A 26,472-nucleotide genomic window follows, 5' to 3' on the forward strand; every position below is an offset into this window, starting at 1 on the left:
TTAGAATACAATCAAATCGCAAAACGAAAACTCACTTAGAAATGGAGAGCCGTATGCATTGAAAGGTGCCCGTACGGTTCGGGAAGGGGCGAGGTCTTCTAGACTTCGCCTATTTCATTATATTAATGAATCACTCTTGTAATATTATAAATACCTTGAATTTTATTTAAATTGTCAATAGTCAACTGTAAAAGTTCTGCATTTTCAACCGAAAGCTTTAATTGAATTTGCGCCTCTGTATCTACAACTCCAGCATTAATATTTAAAATGTTGACTTTCACCTGTCCTAATACAGTAATAATATCATTTAATAAATTAGGACGGTCTAAACCTCTGATATCAATATCAACTTCAAAACGTTTTTGCATAATATTAGTATAATCCCAATACACATCAATTAAACGTCCTTTTTCAACGCCTTTTAAGTTAGGACAATCACTACGATGCACTTTGATTCCCTGTCCCTTAGATACATATCCAACAATATCATCTCCAGGAATAGGATTACAGCATTTAGATAACTGTATTTTCAGTCCATCAACACCTTTAACACTGATTCCTAAACTACTGCTTTTCTTTTGATTTTTTAAAGCATTATTATTCTTCTTTAAAATCTTTGAAAGATTATCAAAGAATCCAGTTTTGCTTGGAAGAACCTTATCAATCAAAGTAGAAGCAGTTGCTTGTTTCTTTCCAATGACTAACATTAAATCATCAAAATGACGAGCACCAAAAGACCCAAAATAAGATTTATACGTATCAGGATCCATAAATTTCTTTTCATCCAAATTACGTTTACGAATTTCTTCCTTTAATAATTTTTTTCCTTCCTCAATAGCTTCTTTTTGAGTTTCAGCATCTTTCTTTGAAATATACTGTCTGATTTTATTTCTTGCTCCTGCTGTCTGAACAAATTTCAACCAGTCTTCACTTGGTCCAGAATTTTTATTTGTTTTAATTTCACAGACATCACCTGTTTTTAATTTGGTATTAATAGGAACCATAACATTATTGACAATAGCTCCTACAGCATGATGTCCAACTTCTGTATGAATACGATAAGCAAAATCAATAGGTGTTGAGCCGTTTGGTAACTCTACAATCTTACCTTGAGGCGTCATAACATAAACATTAGCTTCAAAAATATCTCTTTTTAAAGAATCATAATATTCCTTAGCATCACCATCTTTGATTTCATCACTTAAAGTAATAAAATCACCTAACCATTGTAACTTATCAACGATATCTTTTTGTTCCTGTTTAGATGAATATTCTTTTCCTTCTTTATAACGCCAGTGAGAAGCAACTCCACGTTCAGCTAATTCATCCATTTCTTCTGTACGAATCTGAATTTCAAAAATATGCCCGTCTTCTCCTATAACCGCTGTATGCAAAGACTGATACATATTAGGTTTAGGCATCGCAATATAATCTTTAAAACGTCCAGGTAATGGACGATAATGATCATGAATAATACCTAAAACTTCATAACATTTCATTTTATCTTTTAAAATAATACGTAAAGCATTTAAATCATATAATTCATCAAAACGTTTATGCTTGATAACCATTTTTTTATAGATACTATAAATATGTTTTGCACGTCCTTTAATGCGATATTCAATATGATTTTCATCCAATAATTCTTCTACTGACTTCATCATCTTCTCAACAGATTCTTTACGCTCACTACGTTTTTGTTCTAATAATTCAGAAATTTCTAAATAAGCTTTAGGATCCAAATAATGTAAGCATAAATCTTCTAATTCAATACGAATATCATTAATACCTAAACGATGTGCAATTGGCGCATAGACTTCCAATGTTTCCCTAGAAATACGTTGTTGTTTTTCAGGTGTCATATATTGCAATGTGCGCATATTGTGTAAACGATCTGCTAACTTAATCAAAATAACACGAATATCTTTAGCCATAGCAATATAAATTTTACGATGATTTTCAGCATAAACATCTGCTTCATCTTTAAATGGCATTTTATTAATTTTGGTTACACCTTCTACTAAACTTGTAATTTCTTCACCAAAACGCTCAACCATTTCATCATGCGAAACATCACAATCTTCCATGACATCATGTAAAAGCCCAGCTGCAATCGTTGTTGGTCCTGTCTGTAAAGTTGTTAGAATATATGCAACCCAAATCAGATGAATAGTATATGGTTCTCCACTTTTGCGCTTTTGTCCTTCATGTTTGACCATAATAAAATCATAAGCTTTTTGAATCAAATCTATACTTTCTTTTTTCGTAATGTAAGTTGAACAGCTTTCTAATACATCATCAAAAGTAACTTGATCATGTGCTCCTTTATATTTCATATATCCTTCCTCCTTTACTTTGGCTTTATGCTAAAAAAGAGACACCGTCTCTTCTTAATACTTCAAGACTGAATAAACGTCATAATCTTTTAAAAGTTCTCTACCTTTCAAAGCTTCAAGTTCAATCAAAAAAGCAATTCCTACAACGTTTCCGCCCATTTTTTCAATTAAAGATACAGCTGCATCAACTGTACCACCAGTTGCTAATAAATCATCAACAATTAAAACATTCTGTCCAGGTTGAATACTATCACTGTGCATTTGAATTTCATTTGATCCATATTCTAAATCATATGACTGGCTTACAACTTCACGTGGTAATTTCCCTGGCTTTCTAACTGGAACAAAACCACAATTCAATGCCAAAGCCACTGGACATCCAAATAGAAATCCTCTCGCTTCTGGTCCTACAACAAGATCTACTTTTTTCTCTTTTGCAAAATCACTCAATAAGCGAATAGATTCCTGATAAGCATCTTTATCAGCTAAAAGTGGTGTCACATCTCTAAACAAGACACCTGGTTCTGGAAAATCAGGAATATCTTTAATATACTTTTTTAAATCCATAGCTTAAAAGCCCTCCTTATTTGTTTATTATATCAAAATTTTATCTTTTTATAAAGTCATTATACGATATCTTTAATAATAAAATTCAGACTTTTCTGATTTCGATATTCATTAATTTGTAATGTTCCTATAACACTCATCTTTTTTATATTTTTAAGTTTTCCATATAAATCTCCATGCTGAAAATACAACATCGACACATGACTACGATTCAAGTCAGTTTGCATTTTTAAATGTTTTCCCTGACTTAATTGTTGTATTTGTGATACAGGTACATCCTTTAACATATATAACGGTTCTTCATTACTCATACCAAATGGTTCCAATAAAGATAAAGATTCAACATTTTTTATATCTATATCCTGTTCATCAATATGAAGAACTGCTGTTGTTGGATGCAAATGAAGATCTTTTAATGCATCCTTTATACATTGATAACATGAATCATAATGTGCTTCATCTACAGTAAATCCACCCGCCAAAGAATGTCCACCAAAAGCAACAAACTGATCTTGATGTTCCATAAAAAATTGATGTAAAGAAAAACCATCAATACTTCTGGCGCTTCCTTTATATAATCCCTTTTTCTCATCATATGCCATCACAAAGCCTGGACGCTCATATTCTCGAGTATATTTACCAGCAATCAAACCAACTAATCCTTCATGAACCTGATCACTTGACCAATATAGAAAATCATCTCCCATACCTTCTTTAGCCATTTCATATTGCTGATTTGTCATTGTTTGACGTTTGGTATTTAAAGAAATCGCCATTTGAGAAACTTTCACCATAAAATCTCTAGGAGCATTCTTTAAAAAATATTTCACTAAAACATTAGGCGAACAAAACTCTGGTAAACGTCCAAATGAATTAATTTTAGGGGCAATCACAAAACCTATACTTGTCGTTGAATATGTCTGCTGATTTCCTAATAATAGCTCTAATGAAGGATATTTTTCTTCCTTCATGAATGTTAAAGCTTTTTTCACTAATGAACGATTTTCATCCAATAATGGCATCATATCTGAAACCGTTGTAATTGCAGCCAAGCAATAAAGATATTTATCTTGTCTTCCTAATAAAGCACTCGCTAATTTATATGCTACAAAACCACCAGAAATTTCTTTAAATGGATAATCCGGAGATAATTTCGTATGAATAAAAGTACAGGCATCAGGTAAATCGTTATCAAATTGATGATGATCAGTAATGATAACATCAACACCCAATTCATTAGCTCTTTCTACCGCATCGAAAGCTTTGACTCCATTATCAACCGTAATAATAAGAGAATAACCTTTTTGTGCCATCTGTTCTACACGTTTAACATTGAGTCCATAACCATCATCAAAACGATTAGGAATGTGATACCCTACTTCTACACCTAATTCTAAAAAAGCTTGTACAAGAATTGTCGTTGCTAAAATACCATCACAATCATAATCACCATAAATACAAATTTTTTCATGATTTTCAATAGCTTCATGAATTCTTTCCAATGTCATATCAGCTTCTTCAAACAAAGAAAAATCATGATAAATCAAACGTGGACTTATAAAATCTTTTAAAGTGTTTTCATCATATTGACGACTTTCAATCACTTTTGCTAATAAAGAATTGATATGATATTGATTTTGAATCTGCTGATAATGTTGTGGCTCAATAATTTTATATTTCATAAAATATATCTATCTCCTTAAAGTTCATCCTTTTTCAATTACGTGTATTATAACATACGTATCTTTTATATTTCAAATAATCTGTTTGGCATGATATCAAATAAAAACACCTCTAACAAAAACAAAACGGTTAGAGGATCAATCATTATTATTATTTAGCTATAAAATCACTAAAATCATCTATATTCATGGTTGAAGCTTCTTTAATGACTTTCATTTTTAAATAATCAAAAACTTCTGAGAAACGTAATGACATAATATCATCAATAACATCACACATTGCTTTTGTTTCAACATCTTTCCATTTTATAGAATAAAGATAGTCTTTAATATCATAACTATCAATTTCATGAATTCCTTCATTTTTAAATTCATTAGCTTTTATACGAATTAAAAAAAGAATATCTAATGGCAAGTTATTCTTAATATTGATTTCCATTGACTGCACTTCCTAACATATTTTTTGAATAATTAACATATTTATTATAAAGGAAATTCGACAATAAAGGAAGTATTTTATGAAAAGAAAATTGATTAATTCATTTCTCATATTAACAAGCAGTACCCTCATCACAAAAGTCTTTTCTTTATTCAACAGAATGCTTTTATCCCGTCTTTTAGACGAAAATGGAATGACTCTTTATATTTTGGTTATCCCGACACTTTCTTTATGTATTACCTTAGCTCAGTTTTCCATTCCATCTACTGTTTTCCGCTTGATTTCACACCCCAAATACAACAATAAAAAAGTTATGATTTCAGCTTTATGCATTTGTTTAGCAACATGTTTATTGATTATGGGTGGACTTTTGTTTTTTTCAAAAATAATTGCTCTCTATTTTCTAAAACAAAGTGATGCATATTTACCTTTATTATGCATCCTTCCATTCATTCCATTAGTTGGTATAAGTGGTATTATTAAGAATTACTATTTAGGAAGAGAAGATGTTTGGAACTTATCACTTGCACAATTATTTGAAGAAGTTTCTCGTATTCTTTTTACCTACATTGTTATTCAACAGTTTCATTATTTACCGATGACGTATTTAGTCAGCATTGCTATTTTAGCTATGAGTATTGGTGAACTCACTTCTATTCTTTTTTTAATGTTACGTTTAAAAAGGAAAATCAATTGGCATTATCATCCCATATCCTATTTTCAAAAACATTTTATATTTAAAGATATGATGAATATTGCTTTACCATTAACAGGTTCAAGACTGCTTCATGTCTGCTATAATTTTTTAGAACCCATCCTTTTGGTTTCTATTTTAACAAAACTTCATATAGGAGAAAATCAAATACACCTTCAATATGCGATTATTAACGGTTATGTCATTTCTTTGCTGGTTACACCTACTTTCTTTAATAATGTTGTTTTAAGATTGTTGATTCCTATTCTTAATAAAGATATTGCATATAATCGTTTAGAAGCATTAAAAAAACATGTTTTTTATAGTTTGGTCATCTGTTTTTTTATCAGTCTTCCTTTTACACTTATATTTTATTTTTATGGCGATGTCTGCCTTCAAATCATGTACAATACAACCAAAGGTTATCGTTGTTTACAATACATGTGTATTCCCTTTACAATCTTCTATTTACAAACACCTTTAAGCGCCACACTTCAAGCATTCAACAAAAATAAAGAAATGTTTATGATGAGTACATTTGAAGTTATTATTGAATTAATTTGTTTAATCATTTTAATTCCACGTTTTCATGTAGAAAGTGTGGCAATTGTCATGCTGATTGGTTTATTTTCGACACTGATGTTCTCAACTTATTTTGTCTATCAATTAGTATATAGACGCAAAAAAGTCTATAGCTGAATATCTATAGACTGATGATCAAATTGTCTTAACCATTTAGAAAATGTAATAAGCCCTTCTTTTATCACTTTTTCATCTTGTGTAAAGCCAAAACGTAAATGATATTCTATATCAAATGCACTTCCTGGCACAAAAAATACACCCGTTTCTTTTTGAAGTTTTTCACAAAACTCTGCTGATGGTATATCCAAATGATAATGTAAGAAACAAACTGTTCCATGACGTGGTATAACACAAAAAACAAGCGGTTCTTGATCTAACCATTTTTTAAGAATAAGTTTATTTGTTTGACATATATCACGACTACGTTTTAAAATCATATCTTTATTTTCTAATACTAAACAAGCTAGATAATCATCTAATGGACCACTACTAATAATATGATAGTCACGTCGATAGTTTACTAAATCAATGACTTCCTGAGGTCCTTTTATCCAACCAAGTCTTAAACCAGCAAATGAGAAAACTTTTGATAAACTTTGTGTCACTATTGCTTTATCATAATAATCACTAAATGAAGGATATAATTCTAAGCTTTCAGTATCTACACCACGATAGATTTCATCACATAAAATATAGCAATCATATTTTTGAGCTAATTTTATAATATCTTTCATTAATGACAAAGGTATTGTTGTTCCAGTAGGATTATTAGGTGAATTTAAGCATATCATTTTTGTATGTTCTTGTATACATGATTCAAAATCTTCAATTGTTGGTAACCAGTCATTTTCTTCTTTTAAAGGAATTAAAGAAACCTCACAGCCTAATGATAATGGAAAATCATACATTTGCTGATAAGTTGGAAATAAACTAATAACATGATCTCCTTTTTCTAGCAAGCTCATTAATACCAGTTCATTGGCATTAATAGCTCCATGAGTTATAGTTATATTTTCAAGTCCACCCTGTTCATAGAGTGATAAGATAGCTTTTTTTAAACGTGTTGATCCAACAATAGGACCATAATCCATTTTCATAGACATCATCTGTTTCGCTATATCCTCTTGAACAAATTGTTGAAGTTCTAATAAAGATAAGGATGACACACATGTTTCTGTCAAATTATATTGACAATCGTTTTCATGATCTGTCATCCATGTTTCTACTTTAAATTCATTAAGTTTCATTAATGCATAACCTTATTTAAGAAATCCTGTGCTCTTTGTGTTTTAGGATTTCTAAAGAATTCTTCAGCCGTATTTTCTTCAACAATTTTGCCATCCTCTAAAAAGATAACACGATCTGCTACCGTTCTAGCAAATCCCATTTCGTGTGTCACAACAACCATTGTCATTCCTTCATTAGCCAATTCCTGCATAACTTCCAAAACTTCAATAACCATTTCTGGATCCAAAGCACTTGTAGGTTCATCAAATAACATGATTTGTGGATTCATGCATAAACTTCTTGCTATCGCAACCCTTTGTTTTTGCCCACCTGATAATTTATTTGGATATTCATCTTTCTTATCAAGAAGACCCACTCTTTCTAAATATTGACAAGCTATTTGTTCAGCTTCATCTTTGCTTTTTTTCATAACTTGAATAGGTGCTAAAGTCAGATTTTCTAAAACTGTCATATTTGGGAATAAATTAAAATGCTGAAAGACAAATCCCATTAAACTTCTTAATTTTTTATAAGTTTCTGGATCTTTTTCATCAAGCAATTGATCATTCACATAAATATGTCCACTTTCTGGTTTTTCTAATCCATTAATACATCTTAAAACTGTACTTTTCCCAGAACCAGAAGGACCAATCAAACAAACAATCTCACCTTTTTTTATTTCTAAGGAAACATCATTAACAGCTTTTAAATCCTTAAATTGTTTCACTAGATTTTCTACTTTAATCACTGACAGCCAACTTCCTTTCTAATTTTTTTGCAAAGTATGAAATTGTTAATGTCATTATCAGATAATAAACACCAGCAATACAATAAGGAGACATAAATTCATAATACTGATTCCCTAAAACTCTTGCTGAATTTAACAATTCAACTGCACCAATTACACTAACTAATGATGAATCTTTAATCAAAGTAATAAACTCACTAATTAAAGGTGGAATTATTCTTTTAAAAGCCTGTGGCAAAATAACAAGACGCATTGTCTGCCATCTAGATAAACCTAATGTTTCACAAGCTTCCCATTGTCCTTTATCCACACCGTTAATACCACTTCTGATAAGTTCTGTTGTATAGGCACCACTATTAATACTCATAGCGACAACACCTATGAGAAAATAATCCATTCTAAAAACATTTCCTGTTATTTGAGTAATGATGATAGGAACAACATTAAAAATCAACATAATCTGTAATAACATAGGTGTTCCACGGATTACTTCTACATATATATTTCCCAATATTCTTAAAAATCTATTTTTAGATATTTTAGCTGACGCACCTAATATACCAAAAATCAATCCAATTAAAAGGGATAGAGCTGCCATACTTAAAGCAACCATAGCCCCTTTAAAAAGATAAATTAAATTATCAACAGTCAGAATATCCCAAAAGGCAGTAAACATCATCTATCCCCTCTCATTTTTAATTTTCTAATTGTTTTAAACCATATTTTTCGCATAAAGTTCCATAATCATCACTTGCTAAGAATTGATCTAAACATTTATTAACCAAATCAATCATTTCAGTATTTCCTTCTTTAGCAATGATATAGTTTTCTTCATCTAATAATGATTCATCTAACATAACGAATCCTTGTTCTTTGACATAATTCTGAGCAACAGCTAAGTCTACAACAACAGCATCATACTGTTTACTTGTTAAAGCACTAAAGATTTCTTGAACATTTGATACTGAAACAACTTGAGCATTTTTAATTGATTTTGCTGCTTTTTCTCCAGTTGCTCCACTTTGAGCAGCAATGACTTTACCTTCAAGATCATCGACTGTTTTAATATCAGAATCTTTATTCACAACAGCAACCTGTGCAGTTGCAGTATATGGTTTAGACCATTCTACTTTTCTGCTTTCATCATATGTAAATCCAGATACTCCTAGATCTACTTGTCCATTTTGAACTTGAGTCACGATATTTTCAAAAGACATTTGATGCCATACAAATTTATATTCTGTATTTTCATCATTTAAATAACTTGGAAACAAAGCAATCATATCTGGATCAAATCCAATAATATTACCTTCAGTATCTAATGATTCATAAGGTGCATAATCTGGTGATACAGCAATATTAATTTCTACGACTTCTTTATCACTTGTGTTATCAGCAGTAGATGCATCATTTCCTCCACATGCAGTCATTGTTAATGCCATAGCGGCAACTAATAATCCTTTAAATAATTTTTTCATTTTCATTCCCTCTTCTTTCTTTTTTGATTTTATTTATTTTATAGCCTCTGTGATTTTAATCAATCATCGCCGTAAACTCATCCTCATCAAAATCAATTCCCCCTTTGTATAAAAAAACGTCTCTTAGTTGAACTAAGAGACGAAATCATCGCGGTACCACTCTTTTTGATATATCAAAGATATATCCACCTCTATCCTTAAAGCAGATTCACTCGATACCCTACTTCTTTCAAGCATCGTTCTCCAAAGTGCGGTTCATTTAAACGCCTATACTGATCTCACACCAACATCAGCTCGCTTGATATTTGTTTAAACTACTCTCTTTTTCATCGAATTTTTTTATATGCTTTTATTATATGCATTTGCATAAACATGTCAACACTTTTTTTACTTTTTATTTATATAAATCATTATATTTTGAATTTTACTATAAAGGCTATCATTATTTTGTTATATTCGCAAAAAATCATTTTATTTTTTCATATAAAATAAAATTTGTGAACTTATATCATGAGCCTTTTGAATAGAGTCATCCATCAAATCAAGTTGGTATTGAATCTCATCTAATTGATTATTCAGTTCTTGAATTTCTTGTTTTTGTTCTTTGATTTGTTTAATCTTTTTTGACATTTTTTCTCTACGATCTAATACATATATAGCCAATAATAAACAAACAAATCCACCAATAATATATAAAACTATCATATCTTTCCTCATTTCATTACAGTTATATCTTCAAATGTTTTACGTTGTGGTCTTTCAATTTCCATATCACTATAACCTAAAGCGATAACACTGACAACAGATTGATTATCAGGAACCGCAAATATTTCCTTTATTTTCTGTTCATCACGAATACCCATAACCAACGTAGATAATCCTAATTCTGTCGCCTTCAACAAAAGGTTCATATTATGCATACCACAATCATAATATCCCCATCCATTGCCAAGTTCATTCGTTGGTGTACCATCTTTATTATAACCAGAGCGATTCAAAACAATCGTAGAAACGATTAAAACAGGAGCTTGACCAACATTTTCCTGATTGAATTCTGGCAAAGCATTCTTCACCTGCTGTAAAGCTTCTTTTGATTTAGCAATATAATAACGTGTCACCTGTGAGTTCTTCCATGAAGGCGCTAAAATCGCCGCTTCAATAACCTGACGAATCACCTCATCATCAACTTCTTTTGACAGATATTGTCTTCTTATACTTTTTCTTTTATTCAAAACTTCATCTAATTCCATGTTTTCATCACCTATCCTTATTATAATCTTGATGAATCCGATTTGCAAATAAAGTTACATAGCATCATCTATATATTGTACAGGAATGATTGCCATTGGAGCAATATCAGGAATTTCATCACCATCATCATGAAGAGCATAATTTCCATTCAATGTTAAATAGACTTGATCACCTTTAGATAACTGATAAGGCATAAAAACATCTTCTCCATAAACACTATCTAAACACAAGCATAGCTTTTCATCTTTTTGATAATCAGATGATGTTGATTCAGGCTTGAAAAATATCTGATTGTCATTTTTTTCAATGACTGTTGCTAAAACTCTTGAATAACCTTCCAATTTTGAAGAGTCAGTCACATCATTTTGTTGACTTGTCAGCCAATCTTGAGAAGTGATCTGAATAGATTCATACGGAAAAATAGCTTCTGCAACCTGATAGTCACTATCTAAATTAATAATATGAATTTCAACAGCACTATCACAATCTCCCGTTGTCAATACACGACTTGCTGTAACAAGACTTATAATGCCAAGCATGTTCCCACCTACTTGAAATGTTTCACTTGAAAAAATATCTACAAAATGTTCCTGATCAATCCAAATTGTCATAGACGAATAATCATCACTATAATCCATCTGGTAATCTTCTCCCATTTTCATAAATTCTTGTGTAGCCTGTTCAATAAGCTGCTTATTTTGATTGATCAGTGCTTGTTTTTGTTCATCAGTTGCTTCTATAATCAGGTATTCACCATCTCGATAAATCTTTTCACCATATTGAGAATCAATCTTTAAAGATTGATCATTAGAGACATATGTCATAAAATCTTCATATTCCTCTTTTCCTAAAAACCAATCATAATAACCTGCAAAACGATATTCTGTTAGATTCGCCTGTTGAGATCCGTCTTGAGATTGACAACCTGTTATCAGTATTAATAAACAACTTATAATCATTATAGAAATACCCTTTTTTATCATAATTCCTCACCCAAATCTATTATAACATAAAAAGAAACGATTTATCAAAACCGTTTCCTCCAATGACTTATTTATTTGCATCTACCATTAATTGACAAACCTTATTAGAAAATTCAACAGGATCATCAATACTAAATCCTTCAATTAATAAAGCCTGATCATATAACAATGATGCATAATCATTAATTTTATCTTTATCTTTTTCAAATAAAGATTGTAAAGCTGTAAAGATTGCATGATTTGGATTAATTTCTAAAATTCTTCCTGCTTTGATATTTTGTCCATCAGGCATTTGATTGAGAACTTTTTCCATTTCAAAAGAAACACCTTCGCTACTTACCAAACAAACAGGATGTGTTTTTAAACGTGAAGACACTTTGACATCTTGAACTTTATCTTTCAATGCATCTTTAAGAGTTGAGATTAAGTCTTTATTATCTTCACTGACTTTTTCTAACTCTTTCTTTTCTTCTTCACTATCAATATCTAAATCACCTTGATTGATATTTTTAAATGGTTTTTCTTTATAATCTCTTAACATCTGAATACAGAATTCATCTACATTATCAATCATATAAAGAATATCAAATCCTTTATCTTTAACCATTTCTACTGTTGGTAAATGATCAATCTTTTCATAGCTTTCGCCGCTGGCAAAATAGATTTCTTTTTGACCATCTTTCATGTTTTCAACATATTCATTGAAAGTTATCATTTTCTTTTCATTGGCACTATAATATAACAATAAATCTTGTAATTTATCTTTTAACATACCATAGCTGTTATAAATACCGAACTTTAACTGTAATCCAAAGCTTTTAAAGAATTCTTCATATTTTTCACGATCATTCTTTAACATTTTTTCAAGTTCACTTTGAATACGTTTTTCAATTTTATCAGCGATGATTTTCAATTGACGATCATGTTGTAACATTTCACGAGAAATATTTAATGATAAATCCTGTGAATCCACTAAACCTTTCACAAATCTGAAATGTTCAGGTACAAGTTCACTGGCTTTATCCATAATAAAGACACCACGAGAATAAAGTTGTAAACCTTTTTCATAATCTTGTGAATAGTAATTCATTGGTGGCTTAGAAGGAATAAATAATAATGAATCATAAGAAATTGTTCCTTCTACACTATTATGCATAACACATAATGGATCGCTAAAATCATTAAATTTATCCTTATAGAATTCATTATAATCTTCTTCTGTGATTTCCTTTTTAGGTCTTTTCCATAAAGGAACCATTGAATTTAATGTTTTATTTTCAATCACTTGTTCATATTCATCACTATCTTCTTTTTTCTTAGAAGTTGTCATATCCATGTTAATTGGATAATGAACATAATCAGAATATTTCTTAACTAATCTTTGAATTTCATATTCATCTAAATATTGGTCATAATTTTCATCATCAGTGTTATCTTTTAAATATAAGTTAATTCTTGTTCCATGATTTGGATAATCAATTTCATTGATTGTATATCCATCACTTGTATCAGATTCCCAGATATAAGCCTGTTCTTCTCCATACTTTTTAGAAATCACTTCCACCTTATGAGCAACCATAAATGCTGAATAGAATCCAACACCAAATTGTCCAATAATATCAACATCATCTTGTCCTTTTTCTAATGCCTGTTTAAATTCAAAAGAACCACTATTAGCAATTGTTCCTAAATGTTCTTCTAATTCATCTGCATTCATACCAATACCTTGATCAATAATAGATAACATACGATGATCTTTATTGATCACAATTTGAATAGATAAATCTTCTCTTGAAATACCATTTAAATTTTCAGTCAATGCTTTGTAATATAATTTATCTGAAGCATCACTGGCATTTGAAATCAATTCTCTTAAAAAAATCTCTTTATGTGTATAAATAGAGTTAATCATTAAATCTAATAATCTTTGCGACTCAGCTTTAAACTGTTTCTTTTCTGCCATATTTACATCTCCTTTTATTAGCACTCTATCTATTTTTGTGCTAATAGTATCTTACACCTATCTTTTAGCACTGTCAACCCAGATGTGCTAATTTTTCTTTTTTTATCCGTCTCATAAAAATAACTACATTGAATATTCTTTTTTAATATAATTTTTATCAAAAAAAGAATGGTCAAGTCAACTTGCCATTCTGGTATATTAAATATTTGCGGGGCAGACCCTAGCCTTTAAATTTTTAAAGGGGTCTGTCTTTTCTTGCTTTAAATTTAAATTGGGGTTGCTTTTTATAAAATGAGAATCTCCTGTTATAATTTGTTTGCAAACAATATTACGAAAAAGAAGACTATCTAGCAGACCTATTGAGAAAAAAATAACTATATCAAGAAGATCAACCAGTAATGCAAATGGAATGCAAAACTTTGCAAGAGCTAGAAATAAGTTCATCTATTCGCAAAATTCATATAAAAACATACTGCAACCGAGCATGAAAAAAAGATGAAAAGAGTTGGTAAACCAAGAGGAAAATGTAATAAAAAAAGATGACAGATAGTCACCAATCAAATATTGTTCGACCTGCTTTAAAATGAAAGTGGGGTCAAAATACCCCACTATTAATTTAAAGCTTTTTAGATTAGACCCCTCAATTATTTAAAGGGCCGCCATTCTTTGATTTTATTAATCTAAATCTTCACCATTAGATTTAAATGCTTTAGCAACCCAATAGAATGATTTTTTAGGAATACGTTTTAAATCTCTGATATCTTTGTTTGTTCTATTAACATAAACAAATCCATAACGTTTATCCATATTACACATACTTGCTAAAATATCAATTGGTCCCCAAGTAATATATCCTAAACAAGGAACACCATCTTCAAACATTGCATTTTCCATTTCTTTAATATGATCTCTATGATAGTTGATACGATAATCATCTTCGATTGTTTTACCTGCTGCAAGCATTGCATCTACTTCTTCTTGAGTCATATCTTCACGCCATCCAATACCATTTTCAAGAACGAATACTGGTAAATCAGAACGTGTATGTAAATCATTTAATGTCCATCTAAATCCAATTGGGTCAATTTCCCATCCCCATTCATTAGCTTCACAATGAGGATTTTTAATCATATGTTCACCAACAACTTCATGATATGGTCTTTCTAAGTCAAATTCACCTTCAGTCACTGTATTAGAACGATAATAACTGAATGCAATATAATCAACAGTGTATTTTAATAATTCTTCATCGCCTTCTTCAAAATGAGGCATCCATCCTCTATTTTCAAGATAAGCTACCATATAATCTGGATATTTTCCTTTTGCAAAAACATCAACATGGAAACCATTCATATATTGATAAGCTTGCCATGCAAATAAGTTGTTTTTAGGTGTATTTGTGTATGGATAAATATTTGTAACAGCAGCCATACCACAGAATTTAGCATCAGGTTGTAATTCTCTTAATGCTTTAACAGCTTTACAATGTGCAATAAAGACATTATGGTTAACTTGATATAAATGTTTTGGTTCACTTACACCTTCAGGAATTTCTTCAGCATTAGAAACTCTTAACATTTGACCATGCAAATTTTGTTCATTGAAACTCATCCAATGTTTCACACGATCTCCAAATCTTTCAATACATACTCTTGCATATCTTTCAAAGCAATCTACAACATAACGAGATGCAAAACCATTATAATTTTTAACAAGATGGTAAGGCATATCAAAATGAACTAATGTAATCATTGGTTCAATACCTGCTGCCAATAACTTATCAATTAAATCACTATAGAACTTCACACCTTCTTCATTAACAGGTTCATCTAAAGTTCCATTAGGAATAATTCTTGACCAGCAAATAGAAAAACGATAGAAATTAAATCCCATTTCTTTCATTAATGCAATATCTTCATCATAACGATGATATTCATCAATCGCAACATTCCAATCTGAAAATTCAGGATTCATTGGTCTAACATCATAAATACAAACCCCTTTTCCTCCTTCATTTCTTGCTCCTTCAGTTTGGAATGATGATACAGAACCACCCCAATAAAAATCTTTTGGCATTTTCTTTTCCACTTATAAAATCCTCCTTTTTCTCTTATATTCTCATTTTAAAAGATATTGACATATGAGTAAATATCTTTTCATAACTTTATAAATTAGTTTCATAATTATATAAAAAATGCATTGTCATATGAAACTTTGTTTCATAATTATTCGTATTTATATATTTTAGGTAGACGATATCCTATACGACTTAAAATTTCGTTAGAAATCGTATTTGTTTGCATCGCAATTGTTTCTACATTTTGACAAACCTGATTCTTACCTATAATAGTTACAACATCATTTTCCTGAATATTGTCAACATCTGTCACATCAATCATCATCTGATCCATGCAAATACGACCCACTATCGGTGCAAATTTCCCACGAACAATAACGTTTCCACGATTAGATAAGGCTCTAGGTAATCCATCAGCATAACCAATAGGAACAGTGGCAATTTTCATGGGTTTTGATGCTATAAATGTTCTTCCATAGCCAATAGAATCGCCTGATTGAATATCTCTGACTAAAATAATTTTTGATTTTAATGATAAAACAGGTTTTAAAGATAATTGACTTTGCTTAGGCAATGAAGAATCAACACCATATAATAAGATTCCCATTCGGACATAATCAAAACTATATGTTGAATAATTTAATAAACCATAACTGCTTAAAAGATGAACCTTCCCTATTGAATAATGCTCTTTTTTAAGATTTTGAATGAATGTCATGAATTCTTCAATTTGTTGATATGTATATTTTTGACTTTCCTTTGTCGTTTCATCACAGACACAAAGATGTGAAAAAAGACCTGTCACATGTAAATAATGAGATTGATAAATAGCTTTGACTTTTTTGATATCACTTTCTCCTAAACGGTGCATACCTGTATCAATAGCCACATGAACTTTCACATCTATTTTTTGCTTTTCTAAAAGCTTAGCATAATCTTCGCATATAACTGTCTGCGTCAAATCATAATCTCGTAATTCTTTGGCATGACAAGGATCGGTATATCCTAAAATCAAGATGTCACCCTCAATATGATTGTCTCTTAATTCAATGGCTTCTGCCAATGTCGCAACCGCAAAATGATGTATCCCCATTTGATTCAGTTCTTTGGAAATACGAACAGCACCATGTCCATAAGCATCCGCTTTGACAACAGCCATGAATTGTTCTGGACAAGAAAGCATTGTACAAATTTGTTTCACATTATGTCTTAAAGCTGATAGATCTATTTCTAACCAGCTTCTTTGACAATCAAACATGTTGTTTCTCATCAATATTCCCCTTTCTTTTCATAAGAACATTCATGATAAATCCAAAACAAAACGAAAATAAAACAACCACAAGAAATTGAATAAAATTATTCTCGATAAGAGCCATCTGTCCACTCCATTTACCTATCATTCTCACCACAACAATCATCCATGGATGTATGACATAGACCCATAATGATATATTTTTAAGACTGATATATCGACGACCTTGAAACGTTATTAAAAATGAAAATAATAAGTAGGAAACAACAGGTAAACTGAAGTACATAGCATCATGTCTTAATGTATAAGAAGTATGTAAAATCAATGATTCCCCTATCATCATACACAAACTCAGCAATAGTAAAATCATATGAATATGATGCTTGAAATGATATTTCTGTCTCGCTATCTGAGCACCCAACATGATAAAGAGTGGCGCAAAGAAAAATTCATTTCGTGTATAATCCATATATTGAAATATGTATGTATAGAAATGATGAAAAATATCAATCTGACTGATCATACTCCAATAACTATCACCAAACACCCCTATAACATATAAACCTATAACTATAAACCATGCATAGTTAAAACAGTATTTGATTAACAATAAAACGATAATCAATCCAATGATGGTAGCTGGAAAATACCATAAATGATAAAATGGTCCATCAATAAATATATCTTTGATAATAGCTATCACAAGATGTTCCTGAGAAAAATAATGATTATAAATCATGAGTGGAATATAAATCACAATCGCAATTCCATACCATTTCAACAATGAAAAAATTGTCTTTTTTATATGTTCCTGTGTAGGATAGCCATCTTTAAAAAGAAAGAACGATGTCACCATAAAGAAAAATGGGACAGCCAACCTTCCAATGGTACGTGTGACAATCAATTCCATAGTTGGATTGATTTGTAAAAATGGATAAATATGAATAGCTATTACGAAAACAGCTGCAATGATTCGCCCTATATCAATACAAGGATAACCTTTTTTCATAAGCTTCTCCTCCATACTGTCGCAATGAAACCATCCATGTTATTACCTGATACCTGATAAATATCATCATTTCGTAAAGCTATTGTTATCTGGTCTTTGATCATGGGTACATAAAAGATTTCAAATACTCTTTGTCCGACAACATAAACATAGGGATGATAAACGGAATAACATTTCAAAAAATCATGATATTCTTCTAAACAAAAGTGGTGATCGTTCATAATCAAAGAATGTGGAAATCCTACATAACGAAAATGCCATGCTTCACCACTGATTCCTGTCATCTTTTCTTTATCTTTTTGATATCTTTCTATAAAACCAAAATCACCACAAACATGGCGAAACTTTTGACAAATGCCTTGTTCAGGAAAATCCGGACAAATCTCATCAATATCATCCTTATTAAGTGCCAGATCAATAGCCAAACCTGTTTCATGTTCACTATGATGAGCCTTTGCAACATATTTTTGTGTAAATTCCTGACCATGTTTTATTAAAGATTCCTGATAAAGCTGTTTTTGTTCTAAAGCAGAGCGATAAGCACTGGCCACAATGATTTCATCTTGAATATGAAGATGATTTAAACATTGGTGAAGAAGTCTAGAAGCATCCATTTGTATTTGATGGACTGTATCTTGAAAGAAGCAAAGATTGATATGAGAAAAGGAAAATGGATAATGTTGATTAACAAGGATTAGTGAGCCCTGATGAATATCTTTTTTATAAAGTGTTTTGATTTGCATGCTGAATCCCCATTTCAATCAATTGTGTTAATAATGTCTGAAAAGATAAACCGTTTTTTTCCATCATCATAGGATATCGACTATGGGCTGTAAATCCTGGTATTGTATTGACTTCATTAAAAACAATATGATGATCCGGTGTCAAAAACATATCCACTCTTGCAAATATTTGGCATCCTAAAATGCGATAAATTTCTTTAGCTGTTTCCTGAATTTGCAACTCTAAAGAAGATGAAATACGTGCTGGAACATGAATTTGAGATGTTTTGAGTGTATATTTTTCTTGAAAGTTAAAGAAACCTGAGGACAATTCAATTTCATCAACACGTCCTGTTTTTAAAGTCTTGCATCCCATAACAGCACATCCTACTTCAAAGCCTTTGACTTCCTCTTCTATTAAAACACAATCATCATATTGGAACGCTTCAAAAACAGCCTGATCAAGATGATCAAAACTTTCTAAACGACACATACCTAGTGATGATCCAGATTTCACAGGTTTCACATAAACAGGTAACTGTAACCCCATGATATCTGGTTTCTTATTTGGATAATCCTGTTGATGCTGTAAATAAACACAGCCAGGCACTTCAATGCCATGTGCTTTCACTAATTCATGTGCACGATATTTATCCATACACAAAGCCGATGACAATACATCACATCCAACAAGTGGAATACCAGTGATTTGAACAAGTCCCTGTACACTTCCATCTTCCCCATTTTTACCATGCAAAATAGGAAAAATCGCATCGACTTCCACTTCTTCAACTTTTTGATTGCGTATTTCTAGCAAACATTTTTGATGCGGATTTAATGATATAGTAACAGGATTTAAATATTCATGATCCCACTTATCATCTTTAATCAAAGAGATATCCCCTTCAAAATGTTTCCACTCTCCTTTTTGATTAATACCAATCATGTAAACTTCAAACTTATGTAAATCAAGATGAGATAAAACAGAATAAGCTGACTCTAATGAAACACTATATTCTGTCGATTTCCCACCAAAAAGAATTGCCACTTTTTTCATCTTATTTCCCTCCATTAAAAAAAGCATTTTTATTTTGACAACTTCAGTTTATCAAAATAACAAATGCTCTTTTTTAATATTTCAATATAATCTTCTTATCATTCTATTAATAAAATCTTACAATTTTCTTACAATAAAGGGATCAAGACTTTAAAAATGATTTTTTCATCATAGCTTTCCACCTGAATCTGACCATGATGCTGTTCAATAATCGCTTTAGAAATAGAAAGTCCTAAACCTGCACCACCCGTATGAGAAGCACGTGAACTATCCAGTCGATAAAATTGTTCAAAGATATGATCAAGCTTTGCTTGAGGAATTGTATTTCCCTGATTTTCAAAAGTAAACTCATAACCTTTTTCACTTTGCAAAAGAGTTATATGAATGACTGTATTTTCAAAGCTATAATTCACTGCATTTTTTAAAAGGTTATCAAAAACTCTTTGCATTTTTTGAACATCACATTTCATTTCCAGTAAACGTGGAGCATCCAGTTCACATTGTAAGTTCTTATCCTTGAACATAGGTTTAAATTCATATATCAATTGTTCTAATAATCTCACGATATCAATACGCGAAAGCTCTAAAGCCTGTTGTGTCAGATTGAAACGTGTAATTTCAAAAAATTCATTAATTAAATCTTCTAATCTTTCTGCCTTATCTAAAGCAATCTCAACATAATGATCATGGGATTGTTGAGGAATATCTTTTTCATCTTTTAAAATTGTTAAATAACCAATCATAGAAGTTAAAGGCGTTTTTAAATCGTGGGCCAAATAAACAATCAAATCATTTTTCTTCTGTTCAGCCATTTTGGCAGCCTGTTCATTGAGTTCAATATCTGCTTTTGTCTGATTTAATAAATCATTGACATCTCTTAATTCATCATGTTCCAAATGAATCAGATGTAAATGACGATCATTAATATTTTGAACACCTTGAATCACATCTTCTAAATAAGCATAAGGTTTCCTTAATTCAAAAAAGACAATCACCAGATAACCAACAATTAATAAGATAGGTAAAAAAATAACAAGTCCATCCTGAATAAACAATAGAAAACGATACAAAGGATCTGATGCATACCATGTGATTTGTGAGGCTAAATTCCAGGCAATCAAAATAATGACAAACAAAACACAGGTATAAATAATGGCGAATCCAATAATTCGTAACATTGCTTTTTTTAATAACTCATTTTTACTTTTCAATTTGATACCCCACTCCCCAAACCGTTTTAATAAATTTAGGTTTTTTTGTTGACTCCTTGAGTTTTTCTCTTAATCTGGCAATATGTGCCATGACTGTATTATTGTTATCAATGTATTTTTCTTTCCATACTGCTTCAAACAATTCTTCACTCGATACAACTTTGCCCTGCTTTGAACATAAATACCATAAAATTTCAAATTCAATAGGTGTCAAATCCAATAATTCATTATATAAATAACACTTATGTGTTTCTTTATTAATAACCAGCCCTCTAATATCATATTCTAAAATGTCTTGAGGCTGTGTCGTTGCATTATATCTTTTATAACGTCTCAGTTGTGTTTTCACTCGAGCCACAACTTCTAAAGGATTAAATGGTTTTGTAATATAGTCATCCGCACCTAATGTTAACCCCATAATTTTATCCATGTCTTCTACTTTAGCCGTTAACATAATAATTGGGAAAAAATAATGTTCTCTAATTTTCTGACAGATTTGAAAACCATCAATATCAGGTAACATCACATCTAAAACAGCGATATCAATTTCTTCTTTTTCAATGCACCTGATTGCATCCTGTCCATTATAAAATTTATAAACTTCAAACCCTTCATTACATAAATAAAATTCCAAAAGATCTGCAATTTCTTTTTCATCATCTACAACTAATATTTTATCTGCCATTTTGATCACCTATCTTTGATCATCTTCATTGTCCCATTGAAAATGATTTTTTCCTGCACCTATTTCAAAATGATATTTCACAATACCTAAATCTAATTTTGTATAAAAACCTATTCCTCTTTTCACTTTCACTTTTCCATTTTCAAAAGCAAACTTAAATTTCTGTTGATTCATAGCAGTTGGGGCCAATAATGCATAACGAACGCCTTCATAAAACCATTGTGGAAGATTTCCCTCTGTTTCTATAACATCTTTCATATCTTTGCTTCGTCTAGCCGCTCCTTGATTTTCACCATAACCAATTGAAATCACAGCTACTATTTTCTCATCAGAAGCAAGATGAAGCACTTCTGGAATTTTTTTATAAGTTAAAGCCACCCAACATGTATTTAAACCTAACTGTTGTGCTAATAAAACAAGATGCTCTCCATAATAGCCACATTTACCCTGTAAATCAGGACTATTCTTCTTACCAATTAAAGCAATATAATGTTGAACACCCTTAAACTTACCATAATGAGCCAGCTGACTTTGAAAAGCACGCGGTTCATTGAGAATCAACTGAATGTTTAAATGACCCGCCTGATTACATTTTTCAATTTGTTTTTCTAATATTTGTATTTTTTCATCATCAATGGGTTTATCTAAATATTGACGAACACTATGTCGTTTTTCTACTGCTTCTTTGATATCCATTATGAATCTCCTTTCATCCATTCATCAATACTGATTCTATTCTAACACAAAGCATCATAAAATACTTCAAAAATATAACAAACATCATTTTTCACAATAAGAGTAAAAATCATCACTTCTATGGAACAAAGTTTCATGGTATACTAGGATTGGTGATAAAAATGAGTATAATGACACAATTAGAATTTGAACTGGAATTCTCTCAATCAGAAAAACAAATTGCAAAATACATTTTAAATCATGGTGAAGAAGTTTTAAGTATGTCAGTCAAAGAACTGGCAAAAGAAACATATACTTCTCCTGCGACCATTGTCAGACTCTGTAAAAAAATAGGTTTAGAAGGTTATAATGATTTTAAAATCAAATATTCTGCCGAATTACAATATGATTTACATCATACGGATCGTATTGATGTCAATTTTCCTTTTTCTAAAGATGACAGTTATCCTATGATTTGTCATAAGTTATCTTCTCTTTATCAGGAAGTCATTGCAGATACAATTAAACTTATTGATTTTACTGAATTAAATAAGATTGTTGATTTATTATATCCCCATCAGCATATTGATATTTATGGTTCTGGTAATTCCTTATTAGCAGCCATGAGTTTTCAACATAAGATGATGCGTATTTCCAGAGATGTCAATTTAAGAATTTTACATGGTGAACAGGTCTTTATGTCATATAATTCCAATTCCTCACGTATTGCGATGATTATTTCTTATTCAGGAGAAACCAATGAAAATATTCAGATTGCTCAAACCTTAAAAGAAAACAATACACCCATCATTGTTTTAACATCAGTTGGTGATAACCGTTTATCTCATTATGCTGATTATATTTTAAATATTGGTTCTAGAGAAAAGATTTTTACGAAAATAGCTCCTTTTGCTTCACAAATTTCTATTGAATATCTCTTTAATGTCATTTTCTCTTGTATTTTTCAAAAAGACTATGAACAGAATATTCAAAATAAAATTAGTTACGATAAAAAGAATGATTTTCGTCATCCATTATCTAGTCCAGTGAGTGATGAAATAAAGTAATTTCATAATATGAAAAAAAACACGTTTCAATACTTTTTTTGTTATGATTGAAAAAACAAAAGTTATGGAGGGTGAATCAATGAAATCTTTACAAATGAAATATAATGGATTACAAATTCTTTTCTGGTTATCCTATTTAGCTATTTATGGTTATGTGGCTATATTTTTACAATACCGTGGTTTATCCAATACAGATATTGGGATAGTGACAGGTGGTGGAGCTATTTTGTCCATCTTTTTATCTCCATTTATCTCATCCCTTTTATCACGCATCAAAGGTTTATCTATTAACAAACTAATTTTCACCCTATACCTGATCATGATTGTCATCTTTACTGTCTTAACAATCATCTCTTCGCCTATTTTTCTCATTATGATTTTATATGTTTTCCTATTAAGTCTGATTGCTGCAATGGTTCCCCTATTTTCTACAATATGTATGAATTACTTGAAAGATGGTCAATATATCAATTTTGGTTTAGCTAGAGGACTAGGCTCTATCTCTTATGCTGCGGGAGCTATCATTGTTGGTCAGCTGATTGAATTTTTTAATCCAACAGTCATTGCTTTTGTCTACACAATTGCCAGCATCGCTTTATTAATTCTTCTTTATATAATGCCACCCTATCAAATTCAAGAAGAAACAACGACAAAAAACCAGGAAAATATATTCTCTGTTATTAAAAAATATCGTATATTTTTCTTCATTCTCGTAGCTTTTACATTTATGTATGCTGCTTCAACAGCCTTATCAACTTATTTAATTAATATTGTTAAAAATCTTGGTGGAAGCACTTCATTATATGGAATTGCTGTCTTTTGTATGGCTGCCAGTGAAATGCCAATTATGTCCATCACTTATCGTTTATTAAAAAAATACCGTTCTGAAACATTACTTTTAGCGAGTGCTTTCTTCTATGTTTTGCGTAATCTGACAATCTGTTTAGCACCTCATTTGATTGTCTTATTGATAGGTATGATGTTCCAGGGATTATCTTTTGGACTCTTTACTGCAACCATCACTTATTATGTCAATGATCATCTTGATGAAAGTGATCAAATGATGGGACAAACAATGATTGCGATGATGTCAACAGGATTAGGATCATCCATAGGAAATATCTTTGGTGGTATATTACAAGATAGTTTAGGTTTAAATAGTATGCTTATCTTTGTATGTGGATTGACTTTGATTGGATGCTTCATTATGTTTATGACATTGAAAAATAAAGTTGGTTTAGGACATCGTCCTTTAATCAAGTCTACGAAAAACAGCTAATGATTTGGTTTCATGAGCTGTTTATTTTATATTTGATAATCTTTCAAATAATTCTAAGAATTCTTTTTCAACATCTCGATAATGTTTTTCTGTAAAACATGGTTGACTTTTTAATAAACAAGTCGGCTTTGGTTGCTGCTCCATCAATGTATATAGTTCATAAGCTAACATATCATCATCTATCCTTTTGATTTTTAAAAGGTCTTCGTCTTTTAATTCTGAAAGTTCATACTTTTCAAAAATAACTTTTATCCATTGACTTTCAATATCCTCATAAAGCTTTAAATGCTGTTTAAGAGGTCTGATAATATCTGATATATAGGCTTCACTGGCATCATGTAATAAACAGGCCAGTGATAGTCGAGAATCACGATATCGAAGAAATGCTTCTTGAGCACAGTTAAGACTATGTTGTGCTACAGAATAAAAAATTTTTAAATGACCACCACCACGACACAATAAGCTTAATGCATGCGCAATGTCTTTGATATCTATATCATCTTTTGTAAATGCAAGAGGATTAATTTTTTTACCTGTATATGTATGCATATATGAATTCATAGAAACACCTCTAAAAAGAATGGCATTTGTCTTCCCTTAACAACAAAATCTTCTTTGAAAAGCAAACCATCATCAAAATAATTGTTGACAAATTGATTTTTTAACATATCACTTTCACCTTCTTTAAAAACCATTGCTTTATGTATCCTATTATATATAACATAGCATAAAGTCGCAATAGAAACAAAAGTGATGAGAAGTTCTCATCACTTACCAGATTAGATTAATAATTTTCAGTCATTCTTTCGAAATATGCTTTTGGATAACCGCATGTTGGACATCTTTCAGGAGCTTCTTCTCCTTCATAAATGAAACCACATTGTCTACATTTCCATCCTTTTGGGGCATCCCCTTTGAATGTTTTTCCTTCTTTATAATTTTTTAATAATCTTAAATAGCGTGCTTCATGTGATCTTTCAACTTTACCGACATTTTCAAACTTAATAGCTAATTCTTCGAAACCTTCTTCTCTTGCTTCTTGAGCCATACGTTTGTACATATCAGTCCATTCTTCATTTTCTCCAGCAGCAGCATCTTCTAAGTTTTGATCAGTTGAACCAATACCATGGAATTCAGCAAACCACATTTTTGCATGTTGTTTTTCCTGGTTAGCTGTTTCTTCAAAAATAGCAGCAATTTGTTCTAAACCTTCTTTTCTTGCCATTTCAGCAAAATAAGTATATTTATTTCTTGCTTGAGATTCACCTGCAAAAGCTTCCATTAAATTCTTTTCAGTTTTTGTTCCAGCATATTTAGATTTCTTTTCTTCTTCAACTTTTTCAAATTGACTTGCTGGAGCTTTACAGATTGGACATTGTTCTGGAGCTGTTTCTCCTTCATGAACATATCCACAAATTTTACAAATCCATTTTGACATTTTCTTTTTCCTCCTTGTTCATCTATCTTCATTATACACCTTAAAAATAA

25 protein-coding genes and 1 other annotated feature are annotated in these 26,472 nt (G+C 30.8%); of the genes, 3 read left to right on the forward strand and 22 right to left on the reverse strand.

The genetic code is table 11. The features are described 5' to 3' along the window. Positions 1–122: 122 nt before the first annotated feature. From B5E79_RS06460 to B5E79_RS06475, 4 genes are all read right to left on the reverse strand, one after another. On the reverse strand, positions 123–2,336 hold the full coding sequence (locus B5E79_RS06460) for a RelA/SpoT family protein (protein ID WP_087245496.1): 2,214 nt from the start codon (positions 2,334–2,336) through the stop codon (positions 123–125). Between the two features lie 54 nt (positions 2,337–2,390). Next, on the reverse strand, positions 2,391–2,903 hold the full coding sequence (locus B5E79_RS06465; RefSeq protein WP_087297401.1) for an adenine phosphoribosyltransferase: 513 nt from the start codon (positions 2,901–2,903) through the stop codon (positions 2,391–2,393). Positions 2,904–2,962: 59 nt separating this feature from the next. After that, positions 2,963–4,585, reverse strand: a complete 1,623-nt coding sequence (gene recJ, locus B5E79_RS06470) for a single-stranded-DNA-specific exonuclease RecJ (protein ID WP_087297402.1) — start codon at positions 4,583–4,585, stop codon at positions 2,963–2,965. A gap of 151 nt (positions 4,586–4,736) precedes the next feature. Then, positions 4,737–5,024, reverse strand: coding sequence for a post-transcriptional regulator (locus B5E79_RS06475; protein WP_087245490.1), 288 nt, complete (start codon positions 5,022–5,024; stop codon positions 4,737–4,739). Positions 5,025–5,103: 79 nt separating this feature from the next. Between B5E79_RS06475 and B5E79_RS06480 the strand changes: the two genes are divergently transcribed. Then, positions 5,104–6,417, forward strand: coding sequence for an oligosaccharide flippase family protein (locus B5E79_RS06480; protein WP_087297403.1), 1,314 nt, complete (start codon positions 5,104–5,106; stop codon positions 6,415–6,417). Here the strand turns inward: B5E79_RS06480 and B5E79_RS06485 are convergent. From B5E79_RS06485 to B5E79_RS06560, 16 genes are all read right to left on the reverse strand, one after another. After that, the gene (locus B5E79_RS06485) at positions 6,408–7,547 is read right to left on the reverse strand and encodes an aminotransferase class I/II-fold pyridoxal phosphate-dependent enzyme (protein ID WP_087297404.1); all 1,140 of its coding nucleotides are present in this window, start codon (positions 7,545–7,547) and stop codon (positions 6,408–6,410) included. The genes B5E79_RS06480 and B5E79_RS06485 overlap by 10 nt on opposite strands. Beyond that, positions 7,547–8,275 (reverse strand): amino acid ABC transporter ATP-binding protein, encoded by a 729-nt coding sequence (locus tag B5E79_RS06490; RefSeq protein ID WP_087297405.1) that lies wholly within the window; start codon positions 8,273–8,275, stop codon positions 7,547–7,549. The genes B5E79_RS06485 and B5E79_RS06490 overlap by 1 nt, the downstream gene beginning before the upstream one ends. Next, a complete protein-coding gene (locus B5E79_RS06495; protein ID WP_087245483.1) occupies positions 8,268–8,951 on the reverse strand; it encodes an amino acid ABC transporter permease in 684 nt (227 codons plus the stop codon). Before B5E79_RS06495 ends, B5E79_RS06490 begins: the two co-directional genes overlap by 8 nt. Positions 8,952–8,970: 19 nt before the next feature. Further along, positions 8,971–9,753, reverse strand: a complete 783-nt coding sequence (locus B5E79_RS06500; RefSeq protein WP_087245481.1) for a substrate-binding periplasmic protein — start codon at positions 9,751–9,753, stop codon at positions 8,971–8,973. Positions 9,754–9,885: 132 nt separating this feature from the next. Next, positions 9,886–10,092, reverse strand: a binding site (T-box leader). A gap of 132 nt (positions 10,093–10,224) precedes the next feature. After that, positions 10,225–10,458: a hypothetical protein gene (locus B5E79_RS06505; RefSeq protein WP_087297406.1), complete on the reverse strand. Its 234-nt coding sequence runs from the start codon at positions 10,456–10,458 to the stop codon at positions 10,225–10,227. A gap of 8 nt (positions 10,459–10,466) precedes the next feature. Then, positions 10,467–11,003, reverse strand: a complete 537-nt coding sequence (locus B5E79_RS06510) for a nitroreductase family protein (protein WP_087297407.1) — start codon at positions 11,001–11,003, stop codon at positions 10,467–10,469. A 54-nt stretch (positions 11,004–11,057) separates the two neighbouring features. After that, on the reverse strand, positions 11,058–11,987 hold the full coding sequence (locus B5E79_RS06515; RefSeq protein ID WP_087297408.1) for a hypothetical protein: 930 nt from the start codon (positions 11,985–11,987) through the stop codon (positions 11,058–11,060). Positions 11,988–12,054: 67 nt separating this feature from the next. After that, complete coding sequence (htpG, locus tag B5E79_RS06520; RefSeq protein WP_087297409.1) at positions 12,055–13,950, reverse strand: molecular chaperone HtpG; 1,896 nt, start codon at positions 13,948–13,950, stop codon at positions 12,055–12,057. A gap of 675 nt (positions 13,951–14,625) precedes the next feature. After that, entirely contained in the window at positions 14,626–16,038 is a 1,413-nt protein-coding gene (locus B5E79_RS06525) for a glycoside hydrolase family 1 protein (RefSeq protein WP_087242708.1), read from the reverse strand. 137 nt (positions 16,039–16,175) lie between these two features. Next, positions 16,176–17,297, reverse strand: a complete 1,122-nt coding sequence (gene vanT, locus B5E79_RS06530; RefSeq protein ID WP_087297410.1) for a serine racemase VanT catalytic subunit — start codon at positions 17,295–17,297, stop codon at positions 16,176–16,178. Further along, on the reverse strand, positions 17,278–18,288 hold the full coding sequence (locus B5E79_RS06535) for an acyltransferase family protein (protein WP_158095478.1): 1,011 nt from the start codon (positions 18,286–18,288) through the stop codon (positions 17,278–17,280). Before B5E79_RS06535 ends, vanT begins: the two co-directional genes overlap by 20 nt. Further along, positions 18,285–19,031 (reverse strand): D-alanyl-D-alanine carboxypeptidase family protein, encoded by a 747-nt coding sequence (locus tag B5E79_RS06540; protein ID WP_087297412.1) that lies wholly within the window; start codon positions 19,029–19,031, stop codon positions 18,285–18,287. Before B5E79_RS06540 ends, B5E79_RS06535 begins: the two co-directional genes overlap by 4 nt. Beyond that, positions 19,009–20,067 carry a D-alanine--D-serine ligase VanG gene (gene vanG / locus B5E79_RS06545; RefSeq protein WP_087297413.1) on the reverse strand — a complete coding sequence of 353 codons (1,059 nt, stop codon included), beginning with the start codon at positions 20,065–20,067 and terminating at the stop codon, positions 19,009–19,011. The genes B5E79_RS06540 and vanG overlap by 23 nt, the downstream gene beginning before the upstream one ends. A gap of 128 nt (positions 20,068–20,195) precedes the next feature. Further along, positions 20,196–21,278, reverse strand: coding sequence for a sensor histidine kinase (locus tag B5E79_RS06550; RefSeq protein WP_206393142.1), 1,083 nt, complete (start codon positions 21,276–21,278; stop codon positions 20,196–20,198). Then, complete coding sequence (vanR, locus tag B5E79_RS06555) at positions 21,268–21,963, reverse strand: VanR-ABDEGLN family response regulator transcription factor (protein WP_087297414.1); 696 nt, start codon at positions 21,961–21,963, stop codon at positions 21,268–21,270. Before vanR ends, B5E79_RS06550 begins: the two co-directional genes overlap by 11 nt. Positions 21,964–21,972: 9 nt before the next feature. Continuing rightward, positions 21,973–22,659, reverse strand: a complete 687-nt coding sequence (locus B5E79_RS06560; RefSeq protein WP_087297415.1) for a nitroreductase family protein — start codon at positions 22,657–22,659, stop codon at positions 21,973–21,975. Between the two features lie 161 nt (positions 22,660–22,820). Here B5E79_RS06560 and B5E79_RS06565 point away from each other — a divergent pair, with 161 nt between their 5' ends. Then, positions 22,821–23,705 carry a MurR/RpiR family transcriptional regulator gene (locus B5E79_RS06565; RefSeq protein WP_087242712.1) on the forward strand — a complete coding sequence of 295 codons (885 nt, stop codon included), beginning with the start codon at positions 22,821–22,823 and terminating at the stop codon, positions 23,703–23,705. Between the two features lie 79 nt (positions 23,706–23,784). Beyond that, positions 23,785–24,984 (forward strand): MFS transporter, encoded by a 1,200-nt coding sequence (locus B5E79_RS06570; RefSeq protein ID WP_087297416.1) that lies wholly within the window; start codon positions 23,785–23,787, stop codon positions 24,982–24,984. A 21-nt stretch (positions 24,985–25,005) separates the two neighbouring features. Here B5E79_RS06570 and B5E79_RS06575 read toward each other — a convergent pair whose 3' ends face one another. Together B5E79_RS06575 and rbr are read right to left on the reverse strand one after the other, a co-directional pair. Then, positions 25,006–25,545, reverse strand: a complete 540-nt coding sequence (locus B5E79_RS06575) for a hypothetical protein (protein ID WP_087297417.1) — start codon at positions 25,543–25,545, stop codon at positions 25,006–25,008. A gap of 223 nt (positions 25,546–25,768) precedes the next feature. After that, the gene (gene rbr / locus B5E79_RS06580) at positions 25,769–26,422 is read right to left on the reverse strand and encodes a rubrerythrin (RefSeq protein ID WP_087242718.1); all 654 of its coding nucleotides are present in this window, start codon (positions 26,420–26,422) and stop codon (positions 25,769–25,771) included. Positions 26,423–26,472: the final 50 nt, after the last annotated feature.

It is taken from the genome of Massilimicrobiota sp. An134 (assembly GCF_002160815.1).
GTDB classification, from domain to species: Bacteria; Bacillota_I; Bacilli_A; order Erysipelotrichales; family Coprobacillaceae; genus Allocoprobacillus; species Allocoprobacillus merdigallinarum.

What these genes read in the sequence shown, in the direction of transcription:
- B5E79_RS06535 (WP_158095478.1), bottom strand. Translation starts at nt 18,288, where the DNA reads ATGAAAAAAGGTTATCCTTGTATTGATATAGGGCGAATCATTGCAGCT.
- B5E79_RS06575 (WP_087297417.1), bottom strand. Translation starts at nt 25,545, where the DNA reads ATGAATTCATATATGCATACATATACAGGTAAAAAAATTAATCCTCTT.
- B5E79_RS06505 (WP_087297406.1), bottom strand. Translation starts at nt 10,458, where the DNA reads ATGATAGTTTTATATATTATTGGTGGATTTGTTTGTTTATTATTGGCT.
- B5E79_RS06510 (WP_087297407.1), bottom strand. Translation starts at nt 11,003, where the DNA reads ATGGAATTAGATGAAGTTTTGAATAAAAGAAAAAGTATAAGAAGACAA.
- rbr (WP_087242718.1), bottom strand. Translation starts at nt 26,422, where the DNA reads ATGTCAAAATGGATTTGTAAAATTTGTGGATATGTTCATGAAGGAGAA.
- B5E79_RS06560 (WP_087297415.1), bottom strand. Translation starts at nt 22,659, where the DNA reads ATGGATATCAAAGAAGCAGTAGAAAAACGACATAGTGTTCGTCAATAT.
- B5E79_RS06515 (WP_087297408.1), bottom strand. Translation starts at nt 11,987, where the DNA reads ATGATAAAAAAGGGTATTTCTATAATGATTATAAGTTGTTTATTAATA.
- recJ (WP_087297402.1), bottom strand. Translation starts at nt 4,585, where the DNA reads ATGAAATATAAAATTATTGAGCCACAACATTATCAGCAGATTCAAAAT.
- B5E79_RS06460 (WP_087245496.1), bottom strand. Translation starts at nt 2,336, where the DNA reads ATGAAATATAAAGGAGCACATGATCAAGTTACTTTTGATGATGTATTA.
- htpG (WP_087297409.1), bottom strand. Translation starts at nt 13,950, where the DNA reads ATGGCAGAAAAGAAACAGTTTAAAGCTGAGTCGCAAAGATTATTAGAT.
- B5E79_RS06540 (WP_087297412.1), bottom strand. Translation starts at nt 19,031, where the DNA reads ATGCAAATCAAAACACTTTATAAAAAAGATATTCATCAGGGCTCACTA.
- B5E79_RS06500 (WP_087245481.1), bottom strand. Translation starts at nt 9,753, where the DNA reads ATGAAAAAATTATTTAAAGGATTATTAGTTGCCGCTATGGCATTAACA.
- B5E79_RS06570 (WP_087297416.1), top strand. Translation starts at nt 23,785, where the DNA reads ATGAAATCTTTACAAATGAAATATAATGGATTACAAATTCTTTTCTGG.
- B5E79_RS06475 (WP_087245490.1), bottom strand. Translation starts at nt 5,024, where the DNA reads ATGGAAATCAATATTAAGAATAACTTGCCATTAGATATTCTTTTTTTA.
- B5E79_RS06480 (WP_087297403.1), top strand. Translation starts at nt 5,104, where the DNA reads ATGAAAAGAAAATTGATTAATTCATTTCTCATATTAACAAGCAGTACC.
- B5E79_RS06465 (WP_087297401.1), bottom strand. Translation starts at nt 2,903, where the DNA reads ATGGATTTAAAAAAGTATATTAAAGATATTCCTGATTTTCCAGAACCA.
- B5E79_RS06495 (WP_087245483.1), bottom strand. Translation starts at nt 8,951, where the DNA reads ATGTTTACTGCCTTTTGGGATATTCTGACTGTTGATAATTTAATTTAT.
- vanT (WP_087297410.1), bottom strand. Translation starts at nt 17,297, where the DNA reads ATGAGAAACAACATGTTTGATTGTCAAAGAAGCTGGTTAGAAATAGAT.
- vanG (WP_087297413.1), bottom strand. Translation starts at nt 20,067, where the DNA reads ATGAAAAAAGTGGCAATTCTTTTTGGTGGGAAATCGACAGAATATAGT.
- B5E79_RS06485 (WP_087297404.1), bottom strand. Translation starts at nt 7,547, where the DNA reads ATGAAACTTAATGAATTTAAAGTAGAAACATGGATGACAGATCATGAA.
- B5E79_RS06565 (WP_087242712.1), top strand. Translation starts at nt 22,821, where the DNA reads ATGAGTATAATGACACAATTAGAATTTGAACTGGAATTCTCTCAATCA.
- vanR (WP_087297414.1), bottom strand. Translation starts at nt 21,963, where the DNA reads ATGGCAGATAAAATATTAGTTGTAGATGATGAAAAAGAAATTGCAGAT.